Raw genomic sequence first — 14,330 nt, 5'->3', positions numbered from 1 at the left:
GTTCAAACCCGTTCGATGATGGTCGCGATGCCCATGCCCCCGCCCACGCACAGCGTGGCCAGGCCGCGCTTGAGGTTGCGCTGTTCCAGTTCGTCCAGCAAGGTGCCCAGAATCATCGCGCCGGTGGCGCCCAGCGGGTGCCCCATTGCAATGGCGCCCCCGTTGACGTTGACCTTTTCGTGCGGTACGCCCATCTCGCGCATGAACTTCATGGGCACCGCCGCAAAGGCCTCGTTCACTTCGAACAGATCGATGTCGTCCACCGTCAGCCCGGCCTTGGCCAGTGCCTTGCGTGCCGCCGGCATGGGGCCGGTGAGCATGATGGTCGGGTCCGCACCCGACAGCGCCACCGCGACGATGCGCGCGCGCGGCGTGAGGTTGTGATCCTTACCCGCCTGGGCGCTGCCGATCAGCACTGCCGCCGCACCGTCGACGATGCCCGAGGAGTTGCCCGCGTGGTGCACGTGCTCGATGCGTTCGACCTGCGGGTAGCGCTGCATCGCGACGGCATCGAAACCCATGGCGCCCAGTTGCTCGAACGCGGGCTTGAGCGAGGCCAGGCCTTCCATCGTGGTGTGGGGTTTGATGAACTCGTCTTCATCCAGAATGATCTGGCCCAGCATGTCCTGTACCGGCACGACGGACTTGCGAAAGCGCCCCTCGCTGCGCGCGCGCGCAGCGCGTTGCTGGGATTCGAGCGCGTAGGCGTCCACGTGCTCGCGCGTGAAGCCTTCCAGCGTGGCGATCAGGTCGGCGCCGATGCCCTGTGGCACGAACAGCGTGGCGCTGTTGGTGGCCGGATCCTGCGCCCACGCGCCGCCGTCGGATCCGATCGGTACGCGGCTCATGCTTTCCACGCCACCCGCCACCACCAGGTCTTCCCAGCCGCTGGCCACCTTCATCGCGGCCATGTTAACCGCCTCCAGCCCGGAAGCGCAGAAGCGGTTGAGCTGCACCCCGGCGCAACGCCAGTCCCAGCCGGCCTTGAGCGCGGCCACCTTGGCAATCACCGAACCCTGCTCGCCGATCGGTGAGACCACGCCCATCACGACGTCGTCCACGGCACCCGTGTCAAAACCCTGGCGGCGTTGCAGTTCACCCAGCGTACCGGCCAGCAGGTCAACAGGCTTGACCTCGTGCAGGCTGCCGTCCTTCTTGCCCTTGCCGCGGGGCGTGCGGATCGCGTCGAAGATGAAGGCGGTTTCGGGCATGGCTGTCTCCTCGGTGAACACCGGAATCCCGGGGCAGTATAGACTTTTGCCAAGCAACTGCTTGCTATAAATCCCCCCCCAACCGTCCTCTCGGTGACAGCATGATCGAACGCACCCTCTACAGCAGCGACCACCAGGCCTTTGCCGACAGCTTCCAGCGCTTCATCGACAAGGAGATCGCGCCCTTTCACGAGGCCTGGGAAGAGCAGGGCTACGTGGACCGTGATGTGTGGCGTCGGGCCGGTGAGAACGGTTTTCTGTGTGCCACGCTGCCCGAGGAATACGGCGGTTCGGGGGTGGACAAGCTCTACTCGGTGGCGCAGATGGAGGCGCTGTCGCGCGGCGGCTTCAGCGGCATCGGTTTCGGGCTGCACAGCGAGATCGTGGCGCCGTACATCCTGCACTACGGCACCGAGGCCCAAAAGCAAAAGTACCTGCCTTCGATGGCCACTGGCGAGATGGTGGGCGCGATCGCCATGAGCGAGCCCGCCGCGGGCAGCGACCTGCAGGGCATCAAGACCACCGCGCTGCTGCAGCCCGATGGCAGCTACCGCTTGAACGGCAGCAAGACCTTCATCACCAATGGATGGCATGCCGATCTCGTCATCGTGGTCGCCAAGACCGACCCCGCTGCGGGCGCCAAGGGCACCACGTTATTGCTCGTGGAACGCGGCATGCCGGGCTTTGAAAAGGGCAAACGCTTGAAGAAACTCGGCCTGAAGGCGCAGGACACCTCCGAGCTGTTCTTCAACGACGTGCACGTGCCGGCGGACAATGTGCTGGGCGGACCCGATTTCGTCGGCCGCGGCTTCGTCTGCCTCATGGAGCAGTTGCCCTGGGAGCGGCTGCAGATCGCCATCGGTGCGGTGGCCGCGGCCCAGGCCGCCATCGACTGGACCGTGCAATACGTGAAGGACCGCAAGGCCTTCGGCAGCACCGTGGGCGCCTTCCAGAACACCCGCTACACGCTGGCCGAGCTGCAGACCGAGGTGCAGGTGGCGCGCGTGTTCGTGGACAAGTGCTGCGAGCTCGTGAACGAGGACAAGCTCGATTCGGCCACCGCGAGCATGGCCAAGTACTGGTGCAGCGACCTGCAGTGCAAGGTGATGGACGAGTGCGTGCAGTTGCACGGCGGTTACGGCTACATGTGGGAATACCCCATCACCCGAGCCTATGCCGACGCCCGTGTGCAGCGCATCTATGGCGGCACCAACGAAATCATGAAAGAGCTCATTTCGCGCCAGATGGGTCTTGGCGCGCGCTGACCGACCGTCCCGGTTTGCAGTAATCTCGCGCACTCTGGCGGGTTCGAGCTGGCTTCGTCCCGGTCCCGCCTCCACGTGCGTGCGGCGGGGTCTTCCATGAAGAACGTCGATATCCACCAGCTGGATCTGCTGTGCCAGCTGATCGATCACCAGAGCCTTGGTGCGGCCGCCGAGCGCCTGCAGATGACTTCTTCCGCCGCCAGTCAGTCGCTCACGCGGCTTCGATCGGCCTTTCCTGAGGAGCTCTACGTGCGCCAGTGTGGCGGTTATGCGCTGACGCCCTACGGGGAGCGTGTCATCGACGGACTGCGCACGATCGTGCGGCGGTGGAGCGAGTTGGAGCAATCGGCCCGGCGCTTCGAGCCAGAGGGGTGCGAAGCCCGATTTGCCGTGGCCTGCGTGTCGCACAGCGCCATCCCCGATCTGGTCCGATTCCACGAGGATTTCCGCGCACTGGCGCCGCGGGCCAGGCTTGACCTGCAGGTTCCGCTGCACAACGCGTTCGATGTCCAGGCCTTGCGCGCTGGCAAGCTCGACGTCCTGTGCGCGAGCGCACCACCTGCGCCGGACGCGAGAGACCTTCACCACGAGTTGCTGTGCACACACGCCCTGGTCCAGGTCGTGCTGCGAAGCGATCACCCCCGCATCGGCGAGACCCTGTCGTTGGAGCAGTACCTGGCCGAGGAACACCTGGTGGCGAACTACCGCAATCTCGACCCCGCCTCACGCAGCCCGCTCGACGCCGCGTTGCTGGCGATGGGCCTGCCGATGCGGCGCTTCATTTGCGTTCAGTCGCTGTGGACCTGTCTGAACATGTTGTCGCGCGGCGACTACCTGATGACGATGTCGGCGCAAGGGTCGAAGGTCTTGCTGCAGGCCTACCCGCGCCTGCGCAGCCTGGCACTGCCGGCCGGGTTACCCCCTATCCACACCTCGCTGTACATGATCTGGCACGAGCGCACCCATCGCAGCGGCGCTCACCAGTGGTTGCGCGAGCGATTGCGCCACGTTGCCCGACCCCCGGAGGGCACGTGAGCGTGCTCGGACCCCCCCACGAGGCCAGCCCGGTGAGTGGCGTCGATCTTCGTCAACTGGCCTTGCTCGTGGCGCTGCACGACACGCAAAGCCTCAACGAGGCTGCGCGGCGCCTTCACATGACGCCGTCGGCTGCCAGCCAGTCGCTGCAGCGTTTGCGCGCCCGCTTGGGCGATGACATCGTGGCAAGGCAGGGAAACGCCTACGTCGTCACGCCGTTCGGCGAGGGCGCACTGGAGGCTTTTCGGGACATGCTGCGTCTGTGGGGAGAGATATCGGCGGGGAGCACGGTGTTCGATCCGCCCAGCAGTCGCGCGCACTGGTCCGTGGCGTGCGCCGAAGAGTTCACCGAGATCGACCTGGATGCCAGCTACACCGCCATCGTGGCGGCTGCCCCGGGCGTGCGCCTGGACGTGGTCACCCCGCCGGGCGCCCAGGCGGATTGGGACGCGTTGCGTTCAGCCCGTCTGGACGTGTTGCTAACGACCCGTGCCCCGCCCGCCGATGCGAGCGATCTGCACGCCGAGCGCTTTCCCGATGTCTTGCTCACGCATGCGTGCCTCAGCGTGGCGCATCCCCGCATCGCAGGGGGTATCACGCTGGAGCACCTGTCGCGGGAGCCGCATGTGCGCTTGTTCAACCCCGATGCCGCGGATCTGCCCCCCGATCCGATCGACGAAGCACTGGTGGCCGCAGGCCTGGGAGCGCGACGCTGCTCGTGTGTGCCCACCCTGGCGCGCTGGGCGTCGGTGGTTGCCACCACCGATCGATTGGCCCTGGTCACAGCCCACCAGGGATCGGTGCTGATGCGGCTCGCCGACGGGCTGCGCATGCTGCCCCTGCCAGAGGGGTTGCCTCGCGTTCCCATGCCAAGGTACATGGTCTGGCACCACCGAACGAACGCGTCGGCCGCCTCACGCTGGTTGCGCGAGCGATTGCGATCCTTTGTGTTCACGGGGTCTGTCGGTCAACCATCGGCCACGCCGTCGGGTCGATGACCTCACGCGTGCGCGAGGCTGGGCTCGGGCATCGCAGCCGGTGCTGGTGCCGTATCGGTGGGGCGCAGGAGACAGTACAGATCGCGCAGGTGCAGCACGGCGATGACCGCTCCCCGCGTGCGGACCATCAGGTCAAAGCAATCGAAGAGGCGTTCGTTCCAGGCCTGTGGCTCGTGCGAGGCCATGAACCGGGCGTACAGCGCCCGATCGTCGGGTCCCATGTGCGGCAGGTGACCCTCCACCGTCTTCTTGAGGATGGCACGTGCCTGGTTCATGCGGGCGGCAGGTGACGCATCCACGCCTTTTGCATCGTGGTACGGGAGGTTCTGCCAACGCTCGAGCAGGGAGTCGAGCATCGGCGGCGTGAACAGGGGCTGGTTGACGGCGGCGTGTTTCATGGGGATCCCCGGGCAGGTGACGAGAGTGTCCGCGGCCAGCCCGCCGAAGTCGATTTCGAAGTCCTCAAGCGCGATTCAATTCTGCTTATTGCCGGTTGGATGCGAGGGCGAATTTCCTTGAAAAAGAGTACTAAAGTAAGATATTTCATGCCAAAACCACCCAAGGGAAGCGCATGAAGAACGTGGACATCCGCCAGCTCGCCCTGCTGTGCGAACTGGTGGATACCCAGAGCCTGACCGAGGCCGCCGGCCGCATGCACATCACGCCGTCGGCGGCCAGCCAGTCGCTCGCGCGCCTGCGGCAGGTGCTGGGCGACGAGCTGTGCGTGCGCGAGCAGCACCAGTACCAGCTCACGCCGTTCGGCTTGTCGGCGATGGCGTCCTTCCGCCAGATCGTCGCCCTGTGGGAGGGCGCCAGCAGCACGAGCTGGGCTTTCGATCCGGCCGATTGCGAGGCCCACGTCGTGCTGTCCTGCTACGACGGCTTCGGCGCCCGCGCCCTGGCCGACTTCTACCGGCGCATCACCGCCATGGCGCCGCGCCTGAGTCTGGACATCCGTGCGCCGTCCAACGGCCCGCAGGACATCGCCGAACTGCGATCGGGCAGCATCGACGTGGTCTGCAGCCATCAGGAGGCGCCTGCCGACGCGGCCGATCTGCACACCGAGACGGTCAAGTCGTTCCAGATCTCGCACTGTTGTCTGAACGTCGATCACCCCCGCATCGGGCCATCACTCTCGCTGGCCGACTACGCCCGGGAGGAGCACCTGCTGATCACCTTTCTCAAGCGCTCTGGCGCCCACCGCAGCCCGATCGATCTCGCGCTGGAGCAGCAGGGCTTGCCCGCACGGCGCAGCAGCGTGGTGAACTCCTGGCATCTGTGCGCCGAGATGCTGGCCTGCACCGACCGGCTGGTGTCCACCAGCCGCGAGCAAGCCGCCATGCTCACCCGCCTGTCCTCGCGCATCCGCAGCCTGCCGCTGCCGGCCGGCCTGGCATGGCCCAGCATGCCGGTTCACATGTCCTGGCATCAACGCACGCACCACAGCAGACCGCACCGCTGGCTGCGTCTGCAGCTTCGCGACTACCTGCACGAAACCGAGGGGGCCTGTTGATGCTCACGTGCGGTGCGACAGCCAGGTATCGATCTCGTGCAGGCGCACGGTGGCAGCCCCTTCACCGATCTGGCGGCACAGCAGGTCGAACAGGTCGAATCGCAGGCGCTGAACGGTGGCCAGCGACGGTGCACTGATGAGGCAGAGGTAGAGGCGAAGGTCGCGCTGGGTGAATGCGTTGCTGTGATGCTGAAGATCGATGATGACCAGCCGCCGGATGGCCTGCAGGCGGCGCTGCTCGCTCAGCGTGCGGCGGCCTTCGCGCTCGGCACCGCTCCAGCGGCGCATCAGGCGCTGGAGCATGGAAGGGGAGGCGTCCTCCTCGTGCAGCACGGATTCCTGGGCCATGCGTTCATGCAGTCGCACCGCGGGCGCATGGTGCGGGCGGTGTACGTGGCGCTGTGGATTCATCGCGTGTTCCTCCTCGGTGGGCCGATGAGTGCACTCTAGGCAGTCGTTTGCTGCCTGTCGATGTCGCAAACGGCGAACGCGGTTTAGTCCCGCTGAAGCGCCGCAGTGCGGTGTTTCACGCCAGGTGAATGACCCGGGGTTCGGCAAAACTGGCAGCCACTGTGTGGTCTGCCACCCACCAGGCGCGCTTGGGGTGGTGCTGCACGTCCTGCAGCACTTCCGTCAGAAAGCCGATGGCGGGCTTGTCCAGCGCCGCGAATGGCTGATCGATGAGCGTCACGGGCGCGCCAGCCGCGAAGGCCGCGATGAGCCATAGCTTGCGGCGTGTGCCGGTGGAGAGCATGTAGACCGGTTTGTGCAGGTGGGCACGCAGATCAAAGCCCTCGGTGAGATCGTCCAGCGCCGCGGCGCTCAACTGCGGCCAGTGGGCCGCCAGGCCTTCAAGGTAGTTGGCCGCGGGCAGCGCATCGTGGGCCTCGCTCGTCGGGTCGATGCGAAACACCTGTTGCCGGTAGCGCTGCGGCGCCTCGTCGAGCCAGACGCCGGCCGCGCAAAAGCGACCCCGCTGCGGGGCCAGCGCGCCCGCGGCCAGCGCGAGCAGGGTGCTCTTGCCGCTGCCGTCTTCCCCGGTGAGCCATGTCAGGCCGGTGCCCAGTTGCACCTGCAACCCGCTGAACAGTTCTGGTCCGCCGGGCCAGGCGAAGTGCAGGTCTTCGATGCGCAACAGCGTGTCCCCGGCCATTGCCAGTACCTTGACGGGCCTCAGTAGGTCAGCCGCAGCCGGCGGCCCTGGTGGTTCAGCACGGCCGAGCGCGGGCCGATGGCTTCGAGCCTGAGGCCGGGTGCGATGTCCTGCCCCTCCTGCAGCACCTTGCCGTCGATGATGAGCATGCGCAGCGCGGGGCTTTCGGCGTAGGTGGTACCGCTGATCTGCAGTGGGGGAAGGCCGGCTCGCGCTGTCGGCGCCAGATCGGCCACGCGGGGCAGTGCCTCGTCGTCCTGGGTTTGCGGCTGGCGGGCTTGGGCAGCAGGCCGCGCGGCGGCAGCGGGTGGTGGCGCCGGCGCCAGGATGGGCGGTGCCACAGTGGCGGTTGCATCGCGCGGGAAGGCGGCGAGCGGCGCAGGCATCGCGGGGGTGGCGGGGGTAGCGGGGGTAGCGGGGGCTTCGTTCCTTGCTGGCGCGTTCGCCGGTGTGTTCGCGGGCGGGGCCACGTCCGGTGCGGGATTCGGCGCCGATGACTGCACGGGCGGCGACGCGTCGGCACCGGGCGCGCCTGTGCCCCCCAGGCCCCACCAGGCGAACGCGCTGAGCAGGGCCAGCAGAACCAGCAGCGCGGTCATCACCAATGGGCGAGAGCCGCGAGGCTGGCGGGAGGCGGGTGGCGCCGGGTCCGTGTCAGCGGTGCGCAGCGGCAGGGCCTGGGCGTGCAGGCCCGGTACGCGGCCACGCTCCCGCTCTGCATCGGCACGTCGCAAGGCGTCGAGGATGTAGGACATCGGGCGTGCTCAGGAACGGGGCAGCAGGCGAGGTTCGTCCACGCCGCTGACCAGGTTGGCCTGCATGAAGGTGATGGGCCCGGCCGGGCCGCCGGACTCGATGCCTTGCCATTGCTGGAAGCTGGCCAGGCGCGCCGCCGGTGTGGCCGCCGAGGCGGGCAACTGGCCCAGCGCTTGCAGGGCGCTGAGGCGCTCGTCGAGCCATGCGGCCGCAGGCCCGTTGCGGCCATCGACCAGCCGTGCGGTCTGCCCCGGCGGCAGGCGCCACAGCGTGGCGTAGTCACCTTCCCAGCGCTCGCCCAGTTCGTTCAAGGTGACGCGCCAGCGCTGCCCACCATGGCCCAGGGTGGCGCTGTCGGGGCCCAGTGCCGTGAGCAGCAGGCGGCCGGCGCTGCCGTCCGGCAGGCGAACCTGCAGCATGCCCGGGCGATTGAGCTGGCGCAGGCCGTTGATCGTCATGCGCTCGGTCCGGTAGCACTGCAGGCCCCGGGCCAGGGCTTGTGCACAGGGGTCACCGTCGGCAAGTTCGGCCTGCCACAGCGGGGCCAGCGCGCGCCAGGCCTGCGCCTCGCTGGCGATGAGGTCGTTCGCATCCGGCCAACCCAGTGGCAACTCGGCCTCGGCGCGTGCGCTGCCCTGTGCGGACGCGGCAGAGCCCGTGTTCTCGACCGGAACAACACCCGGTGCCTCGGTACGGCGTGCTGGCGCCGCCGCGACGGCGACGGCCTGGGGCGCTGGCGCTGCGTTGGTGGGCGCGCCGTCGGCCACCGGCGCCGCTGCCGGGGCTGTGGCGCCTGGCGGCAAACCCGGTGCCGGGCGCTGAAGCCAGAACCACATCGTGGCCGCCGCAACCAGGGCGCCCACCACCGCGCCCGCCACGGCGCCCAGGCCCAGCGCGCCCCAGGCTGCGGGGCGCACGGCTGCAGTGGCTGGCTTGCGAAGGGCGGGGCGCACCGGCGGCGCGTCATCGAACACCTCGCCGGCGGCCTTGTCGACCACCGCAGGTTCCACACGCAACTGCCCCGCGGCGTACGCGCCGAGCAAGGCGCGGTCGCACAACAGGTTGATGCGCCGTGGCACACCGCGAGAGATGTCGCGAATGCGCTCCAGCGCGGCCGGGGTGAAGGGCAGGGGGCCCTTGAGGCCAGCCACCTGCATGCGGTGCTGGATGTACTGCCGCGTCTCGTCGGCATCGAGCGCATCGAGGTGGTAGCGCGCGATCACGCGCTGGGCCAGTTGCTCGAGTTCAGGGCGGGCCACCACGTTGCGCAACTCGGGCTGGCCGATCAGGATGATCTGCAGCAGCTTGCGCTCGCTGGTCTCCAGGTTGGTGAGCAGGCGCAGCTGCTCCAGTACGTGCGGCGTGAGGTTCTGCGCCTCGTCGATGATCAGCAGGTTGCGCTCGCCGCGCGCGTGGCTGTCCAGGAGGTAGGCGTTGAGCGGGTCGAGGTGGTCCTTCACGGTGGCCGGCCCGATGCCCTCGTGCTTCACCTCGACGTGGAACTCGGCGCAGATGGTGCGCAGCAGGTCGCCCACCGTGAGCTTGGGGTTGAAGATGTAGGCGACCTTGCAGTTCTCGGGCACTTGCTCGAGGAAGCAGCGGCAGATGGTGGTCTTGCCCGCGCCGATCTCGCCGCTGAGCAGCACGAAGCCGCCACCGCCGCGGATGCCATAGAGCAAATGAGCGAGTGCCTCGCGATGGCGCTCGCTCATGAACAGGTAGCGTGGGTCGGGCGCGATCGAGAACGGGTCTCGCTGCAGCCCGAAGAACTCGGCATACATGGCCCCGAGCATACCGGGGCCGGTGGGCCCTGCGCCAGTGCGCCGGACCCGTTTGCTCAGGCGGCCAGTGCCATCGAGGGTTTGGCGCTGCTGCCGGCGGAGGCCTTGGCGGTCGAGCCCGCAGCGCATTCGATGTCGCCCGAGAGTTGACCGCCTTCTTCGATCACTACCTTGCCGTAGCGGATGCGCCCCGCCACCTTGCCGGTGGCGTGGATCACCAGTTTTTGGCGCACGGTGAGGTTGCCGTCGAAGGCGCCATGGATCTCGGCCACGTCGACCTCGGCGGAGCCCTTGAACATGCCTTGCTGCGCGATCTGGATCACGCGCGAATCCATGGTCGCCTCTACCGTGCCCTCGACGAACAGCGTGTCGCAGTCCTGGATTTCGACGCCCTTGAGCTTGATGTTGGGGCCGACGATGAGCTTGCTGCCGCCCTCGGGTGCGGCGCTGGCGGCGGCCGGCGTTGCGGGCTGGGCCTGCGGTTCGGGGGTGCTGTTGATCGGGGCGCCATTGCCGTAGGTGCCCGGGGCGCTTCGCGGGCTGGCCATGCCGGAACCCAGCGGACGGGCTTGCTCGTTGTCGCGTTTGCCGAACTGCAGTGCCATGGAACTCTCCTGTGTGGTGTGGTGAACGGGAGTGCCCATGCTAGGTTGGTGCCCGCTTACATTCGCGCGGGTTCCGTAAGACCTGTGACGAGATGAACGGTACGTTCAGTCACCCCGGCGGCGTCGCGCCTGCATCTCGCCAATCAGCCCGCGCGCCTCGTCGCCCTCGGGAATGGGCCGGCCGCTGTCGCGCCACTGCACCGCGGCTTTGAAGCCCTGGTCTTGCGCATACCGGCGGAACCACAGGCCTTCGGGGTTGTGGCGTGTGATGCCGTCGAACACGGTCGCCAGTTGTTGCGATTGCTCCAGGCCCATGGCGAGCTGCACCTGGTTGACCACGAGCTTGTGCATGGCCAGATGCGACCGCGGCACGCCCGCGATGCGTTCGGCCAGTGCCATCGTGCGCGCCTCGAGCTGATCGATGGGCACGGCCTCGTTGGCCAGCCCCCAGGCCGCCGCCGTGCGCCCATCGATCACGTCGCCGGTGAACATGAGTTGCTTGGCGCGCATGGGCCCCAGCCGATAGGTCCACATCGCGGTGGTGGGGCAGCCCCAGACCCGCGTGGGCATGTAGCCGATGCGGGCATCCTCGGCCATCACCAGCAGGTCGCAGCACAACGCGATGTCGCTGCCGCCGGCAACGGCCGCGCCGTGAACCTTGGCGATGGTGGGCTTGGCGCTGCGCCACAGGCTCATGAAGTCTTCGGTGTTGCGCTTCATGAAGGCGTAGTCCTCCATCGGGTCCCAGGGGTGGCGCTCCTGCTGGCAAGGGTGGTCGATGTCACCTTCGCCGAAGTGGGACAGGTCGTAGCCGCCGCAGAAGCCCTTGCCGGCGCCTTCCACCACGATGACGTGGATGTCTTCGTTGGCGTTCGCCCACTCAACCGCAGCACGGATGTCGCGCGGCGTCTGGTCGGTGATGGCGTTGTAGTGCTCGGGGCGGTTGAGCAGCAGCCGAGCGATGCGAGGGTTCTGGGCGTCAGCGTCAATGCGCAAGGTGTCGAAGGCAGGCATGGTTGTGTCTCCTCGTGGCAGGTGGATCCATGGTATCGACAGGCGGTGGATTTGCGGACATGGGAATCCCTATATAGTTGCGGCCGCAACCAAATCGGAGATTCATGAAGCCAGCGCTCGCAGAACACATTCCCGTGGCCATCGCCGGCGGCGGGCCCGTTGGCCTCACGCTGTCGGCGCTGCTTTCGCGCCAGGGCATCGCCAACGTGGTCATCGAGGCCGACGAGGGCTATTGCACCGGCAGCCGCGCCATCTGCATCTCGCGGCGTTCGCAGGAAATCCTGGGCTGGGTGGGGGCCGACGCACCGCTGACGGCCAAGGGCCTGGGCTGGGTCGGCGGGCGCAGCCACTTCCGCCAGACCGAGGTGCTGCACTTCCAGATGCCCAGCGAGCCCACGCAGCGCTTTGCACCCATGGTCAACATCCAGCAGTTCTACATCGAGGCGTTCGCCCACCAGGCCGCTGGCGATGGCGCTTCGGTGTTCTGGAACCACCGGGTGCGCACCGTGGACGCCGAGGCCGGCGGCGTGGCCCTGACGCTGGACACGCCCGAGGGCGAACGGCGCCTGCGTGCCGACTGGCTGGTGGCGTGCGACGGCGGTCGCAGCACGGTGCGTGATCAACTCGGCCTGCAACTCGAGGGTACGCAGTACGAGGGACGCTACGTCATCGTCGACATTCGCCAGAAGACCCGGCGCGCCGTGGAGCGCCTGGCCTGGTTTGACCCGCCGTCCAACCCCGGCTCCACCATCCTGATGCACCGCCAGCCCGACGACGTGTGGCGCATCGACTACCAGATCCGCGACGACGAAGACCCGGCAGAAGCCGTCAAGCCCGAAAACGTGCTGCCGCGCGTGCAAAGCCACCTTCAGATGATCGGCGAGACCGAGCCCTGGGAGCCGCTGTGGATTTCGATCTACAACGCCAAGTGCCTGACGCTGCCGGGCTACCGCCATGGGCGTGTGATGTTCGCCGGCGACGCAGCGCACCTCGTCCCCATCTTCGGGGTTCGGGGGCTCAACTCGGGTCTGGACGATGCGGGCAATCTCGCGTGGAAGCTGGCGCGCGTGGTCCGCGGCGCATCGCCCGAGCGTCTGCTGGACAGCTACAGCATCGAGCGCGTGCACGCCACCCGCGAAAACATCGCCTACGGCGCCAAGAGCACCGAGTTCATGGCGCCGCCCGACTTCGCATTCCGCCTGATGCGTGAGGCCGCGCTGCGCCTCGCGGTGGACGATCCGCACGTGCGTGCCCTCATCAACCCGCGTCAGTCGGCTCCCATTGCCTATGTCGATTCACCGCTCAATGCCGGCGAGGACGCGGACTGGGCGAGTGCGCTGGCAGCGCCGGGCGCGCCGGCGCCCGAGGCGTTGTTGCTCGGGGAGCAGGGTGATTTCCACCTCAGCCAGCGCTACGGTGCGGGTTTCGTTTGCCTCGTGTTCGGCGGTCCAGCGCCAGCCATGCCACCTGACGTGCAGGCGCTGACCATCACGCCCGTGATGGACATGCACGGCCAGGCCTGGCAGCGCCACGGCCTGCGCGACGCCAACGAAGCCGCGCTGGTGCTGGTGCGGCCCGACGGCTACGTGATGGGCCGCTGGCATGGGCTCGACCCGGCGCCTGTCGCGCGTGCATTGCAGTCCACCGGAGTGATCGCATGACCGACACCGATCTCGATACCAGCTACACCGCCCTGTGCCGCGCCCTGGGTGAGGTCGGCGAGGCGCAGGCGCCGCTGCTGCTGTCCATGCTGAGCCTGGCCTTGCTGGCGCGGCTGCCCGACGCAGCCACCGCGCTGCCCCTGATCGAACAGGCACGCGATCGCTGCCTCAAGGAGCCCCTGCATGAGCCGACGCAGCCCCGTCAAACCGCTTGATGAACAGCTCACCTGGCGGCTGCACCGACTGGGCAAGCTGAGCGACCGCGCCACCGCCGCGGCCTATGCCGACGAATTGGGCCTGGGCGTGGCAGAAGGCCGTGCGCTGGCGGCGGTGGGCGCGTTCGGCCCCTTGTCGGTCAACGACCTGGCCGCGCACGCCCACCTGGACAAGGCGCAGGCGAGTCGCGCCGCGCAGATGCTGGTGGAGCGTGAACTGGTGCTCAAGAGCGCCAGCGACAGCGACGCGCGCGCCGTGGTGCTGAGCCTCTCGCGCCGGGGCGCAGCGCTGCACCAGCGCGTGATGGCACTGATCGATCGCCGCAATCGCGAGATCATGGCCTGCCTGAGTGCGGCAGAACGCAAGGCGCTGCTGGCCACGATCGATCGCCTGATCGCCCACGCCGAAGCGGGCGGTGATACACCCTGAAACGACGTCTCGAGCCGCGGTACCGCTATAAAGTGCGGCCATGAACAGGAACAGGAACCCCTTCGCCCCCACGGGCTTCGGCCCTGACGACATCGAGGTCCAGGTGTCCGAGTTGCTGGTGGCCACGGCCGACCAGTCCGACGCCGAGCTGGACCAGTCCATCGGCGAGGTGCTCAAGCTGCTGCGCGAGCGCATGGGCATGGACGTGGTGTTCGTCTCCGAGTTCGTGGATGGCCAGCGCGTTTTCCGCAAGGTCTCGCAGGCGCCCGGTGTCGATCTGCTTGCCGAGGGCCAGGGCGAGCCGCTGGAACAAAGCTGGTGCAAGCGGGTGGTGGACGGCCGCTTGCCGCAGTACATCGCCGACGCGCGCCAGGACCCTGCCACCGCGCCGCTGCTCAGGGACCTCACGTTTCCCATTGGCACCCACATCAGCACGCCCGTGGTGCTGGCCAATGGCGAGGTCTTTGGCACGCTGTGCTGCTTCAGTTTCGAGCCCAGCGGCCGGGCCAGCCCCGACGATCTCTCGCGCCTGAAGCTCACGGCGCGCCTGGCCGCGCAGCGGCTGGAGAACCGCCGCACGGTGCGCCCTGCGCCGGCGCAGGTGCCGGATTGGTCGCTCAAACCCCGCTGAGCGCCCGGCGAGCACGAAAAGGGGGGCGCCGGTAAAATCGCGGGTTTTGCTTTGCCCGTCGC

Annotated in this window: 16 protein-coding genes; 8 read left to right on the top strand and 8 right to left on the bottom strand. The window is 67.9% G+C overall.

Features of this window, described 5'->3' with window-relative positions; translation table 11 throughout:
- Window positions 1-2 precede the first annotated feature (2 nt).
- A complete protein-coding gene (locus M3149_RS06605) occupies window positions 3-1,211 on the bottom strand; it encodes an acetyl-CoA C-acetyltransferase (protein ID WP_251708535.1) in 1,209 nt (402 codons plus the stop codon).
- A 101-nt stretch (window positions 1,212-1,312) separates the two neighbouring features.
- Here M3149_RS06605 and M3149_RS06600 point away from each other — a divergent pair, with 101 nt between their 5' ends.
- From M3149_RS06600 to M3149_RS06590, 3 genes are all read left to right on the top strand, one after another.
- Window positions 1,313-2,476, top strand: a complete 1,164-nt coding sequence (locus tag M3149_RS06600; protein WP_251708534.1) for an acyl-CoA dehydrogenase family protein — start codon at window positions 1,313-1,315, stop codon at window positions 2,474-2,476.
- 96 nt (window positions 2,477-2,572) lie between these two features.
- Window positions 2,573-3,511: a LysR family transcriptional regulator gene (locus M3149_RS06595; protein WP_251708533.1), complete on the top strand. Its 939-nt coding sequence runs from the start codon at window positions 2,573-2,575 to the stop codon at window positions 3,509-3,511.
- 2 nt (window positions 3,512-3,513) lie between these two features.
- On the top strand, window positions 3,514-4,509 hold the full coding sequence (locus M3149_RS06590) for a LysR family transcriptional regulator (RefSeq protein ID WP_251708532.1): 996 nt from the start codon (window positions 3,514-3,516) through the stop codon (window positions 4,507-4,509).
- Window positions 4,510-4,511: 2 nt separating this feature from the next.
- Here M3149_RS06590 and M3149_RS06585 read toward each other — a convergent pair whose 3' ends face one another.
- Complete coding sequence (locus tag M3149_RS06585; protein ID WP_251708531.1) at window positions 4,512-4,907, bottom strand: hypothetical protein; 396 nt, start codon at window positions 4,905-4,907, stop codon at window positions 4,512-4,514.
- Window positions 4,908-5,080: 173 nt separating this feature from the next.
- Here M3149_RS06585 and M3149_RS06580 point away from each other — a divergent pair, with 173 nt between their 5' ends.
- Window positions 5,081-6,022, top strand: coding sequence for a LysR family transcriptional regulator (locus tag M3149_RS06580; RefSeq protein WP_251708530.1), 942 nt, complete (start codon window positions 5,081-5,083; stop codon window positions 6,020-6,022).
- Window positions 6,023-6,025: 3 nt separating this feature from the next.
- Here the strand turns inward: M3149_RS06580 and M3149_RS06575 are convergent, their stop codons facing one another.
- The 6 genes from M3149_RS06575 to M3149_RS06550 form a co-directional block, all read right to left on the bottom strand.
- Window positions 6,026-6,433: a hypothetical protein gene (locus M3149_RS06575; RefSeq protein ID WP_251708529.1), complete on the bottom strand. Its 408-nt coding sequence runs from the start codon at window positions 6,431-6,433 to the stop codon at window positions 6,026-6,028.
- A 115-nt stretch (window positions 6,434-6,548) separates the two neighbouring features.
- Window positions 6,549-7,175, bottom strand: coding sequence for an ABC transporter ATP-binding protein (locus M3149_RS06570; protein WP_251708528.1), 627 nt, complete (start codon window positions 7,173-7,175; stop codon window positions 6,549-6,551).
- Between the two features lie 20 nt (window positions 7,176-7,195).
- Entirely contained in the window at window positions 7,196-7,930 is a 735-nt protein-coding gene (locus tag M3149_RS06565; RefSeq protein WP_251708527.1) for a general secretion pathway protein GspB, read from the bottom strand.
- Window positions 7,931-7,939: 9 nt separating this feature from the next.
- Window positions 7,940-9,712 (bottom strand): ExeA family protein, encoded by a 1,773-nt coding sequence (locus M3149_RS06560; RefSeq protein ID WP_251708526.1) that lies wholly within the window; start codon window positions 9,710-9,712, stop codon window positions 7,940-7,942.
- A 56-nt stretch (window positions 9,713-9,768) separates the two neighbouring features.
- Window positions 9,769-10,317, bottom strand: a complete 549-nt coding sequence (locus M3149_RS06555) for a bactofilin family protein (protein WP_251708525.1) — start codon at window positions 10,315-10,317, stop codon at window positions 9,769-9,771.
- Between the two features lie 105 nt (window positions 10,318-10,422).
- Complete coding sequence (locus M3149_RS06550; RefSeq protein WP_251708524.1) at window positions 10,423-11,331, bottom strand: crotonase/enoyl-CoA hydratase family protein; 909 nt, start codon at window positions 11,329-11,331, stop codon at window positions 10,423-10,425.
- Window positions 11,332-11,435: 104 nt separating this feature from the next.
- On the opposite strand from M3149_RS06550, the gene M3149_RS06545 reads away from it, so the two are divergent.
- From M3149_RS06545 to M3149_RS06530, 4 genes are read left to right on the top strand one after another with little or no spacing between them, the layout of a single operon-like run.
- Window positions 11,436-12,992: an FAD-dependent monooxygenase gene (locus M3149_RS06545; RefSeq protein ID WP_251708523.1), complete on the top strand. Its 1,557-nt coding sequence runs from the start codon at window positions 11,436-11,438 to the stop codon at window positions 12,990-12,992.
- Window positions 12,989-13,207, top strand: a complete 219-nt coding sequence (locus M3149_RS06540) for a hypothetical protein (protein ID WP_251708522.1) — start codon at window positions 12,989-12,991, stop codon at window positions 13,205-13,207. Before M3149_RS06545 ends, M3149_RS06540 begins: the two co-directional genes overlap by 4 nt.
- The gene (locus M3149_RS06535) at window positions 13,176-13,637 is read left to right on the top strand and encodes a MarR family winged helix-turn-helix transcriptional regulator (protein WP_251708521.1); all 462 of its coding nucleotides are present in this window, start codon (window positions 13,176-13,178) and stop codon (window positions 13,635-13,637) included. The genes M3149_RS06540 and M3149_RS06535 overlap by 32 nt, the downstream gene beginning before the upstream one ends.
- 40 nt (window positions 13,638-13,677) lie before the next feature.
- On the top strand, window positions 13,678-14,268 hold the full coding sequence (locus M3149_RS06530; protein ID WP_251708520.1) for a GAF domain-containing protein: 591 nt from the start codon (window positions 13,678-13,680) through the stop codon (window positions 14,266-14,268).
- Window positions 14,269-14,330 lie beyond the last annotated feature (62 nt).

The organism is Hydrogenophaga intermedia, assembly GCF_023715105.1.
Lineage (GTDB): Bacteria > Pseudomonadota > Gammaproteobacteria > Burkholderiales > Burkholderiaceae_C > Hydrogenophaga > Hydrogenophaga intermedia_A.
This window is presented reverse-complemented; position numbering and strand designations above follow the sequence as displayed.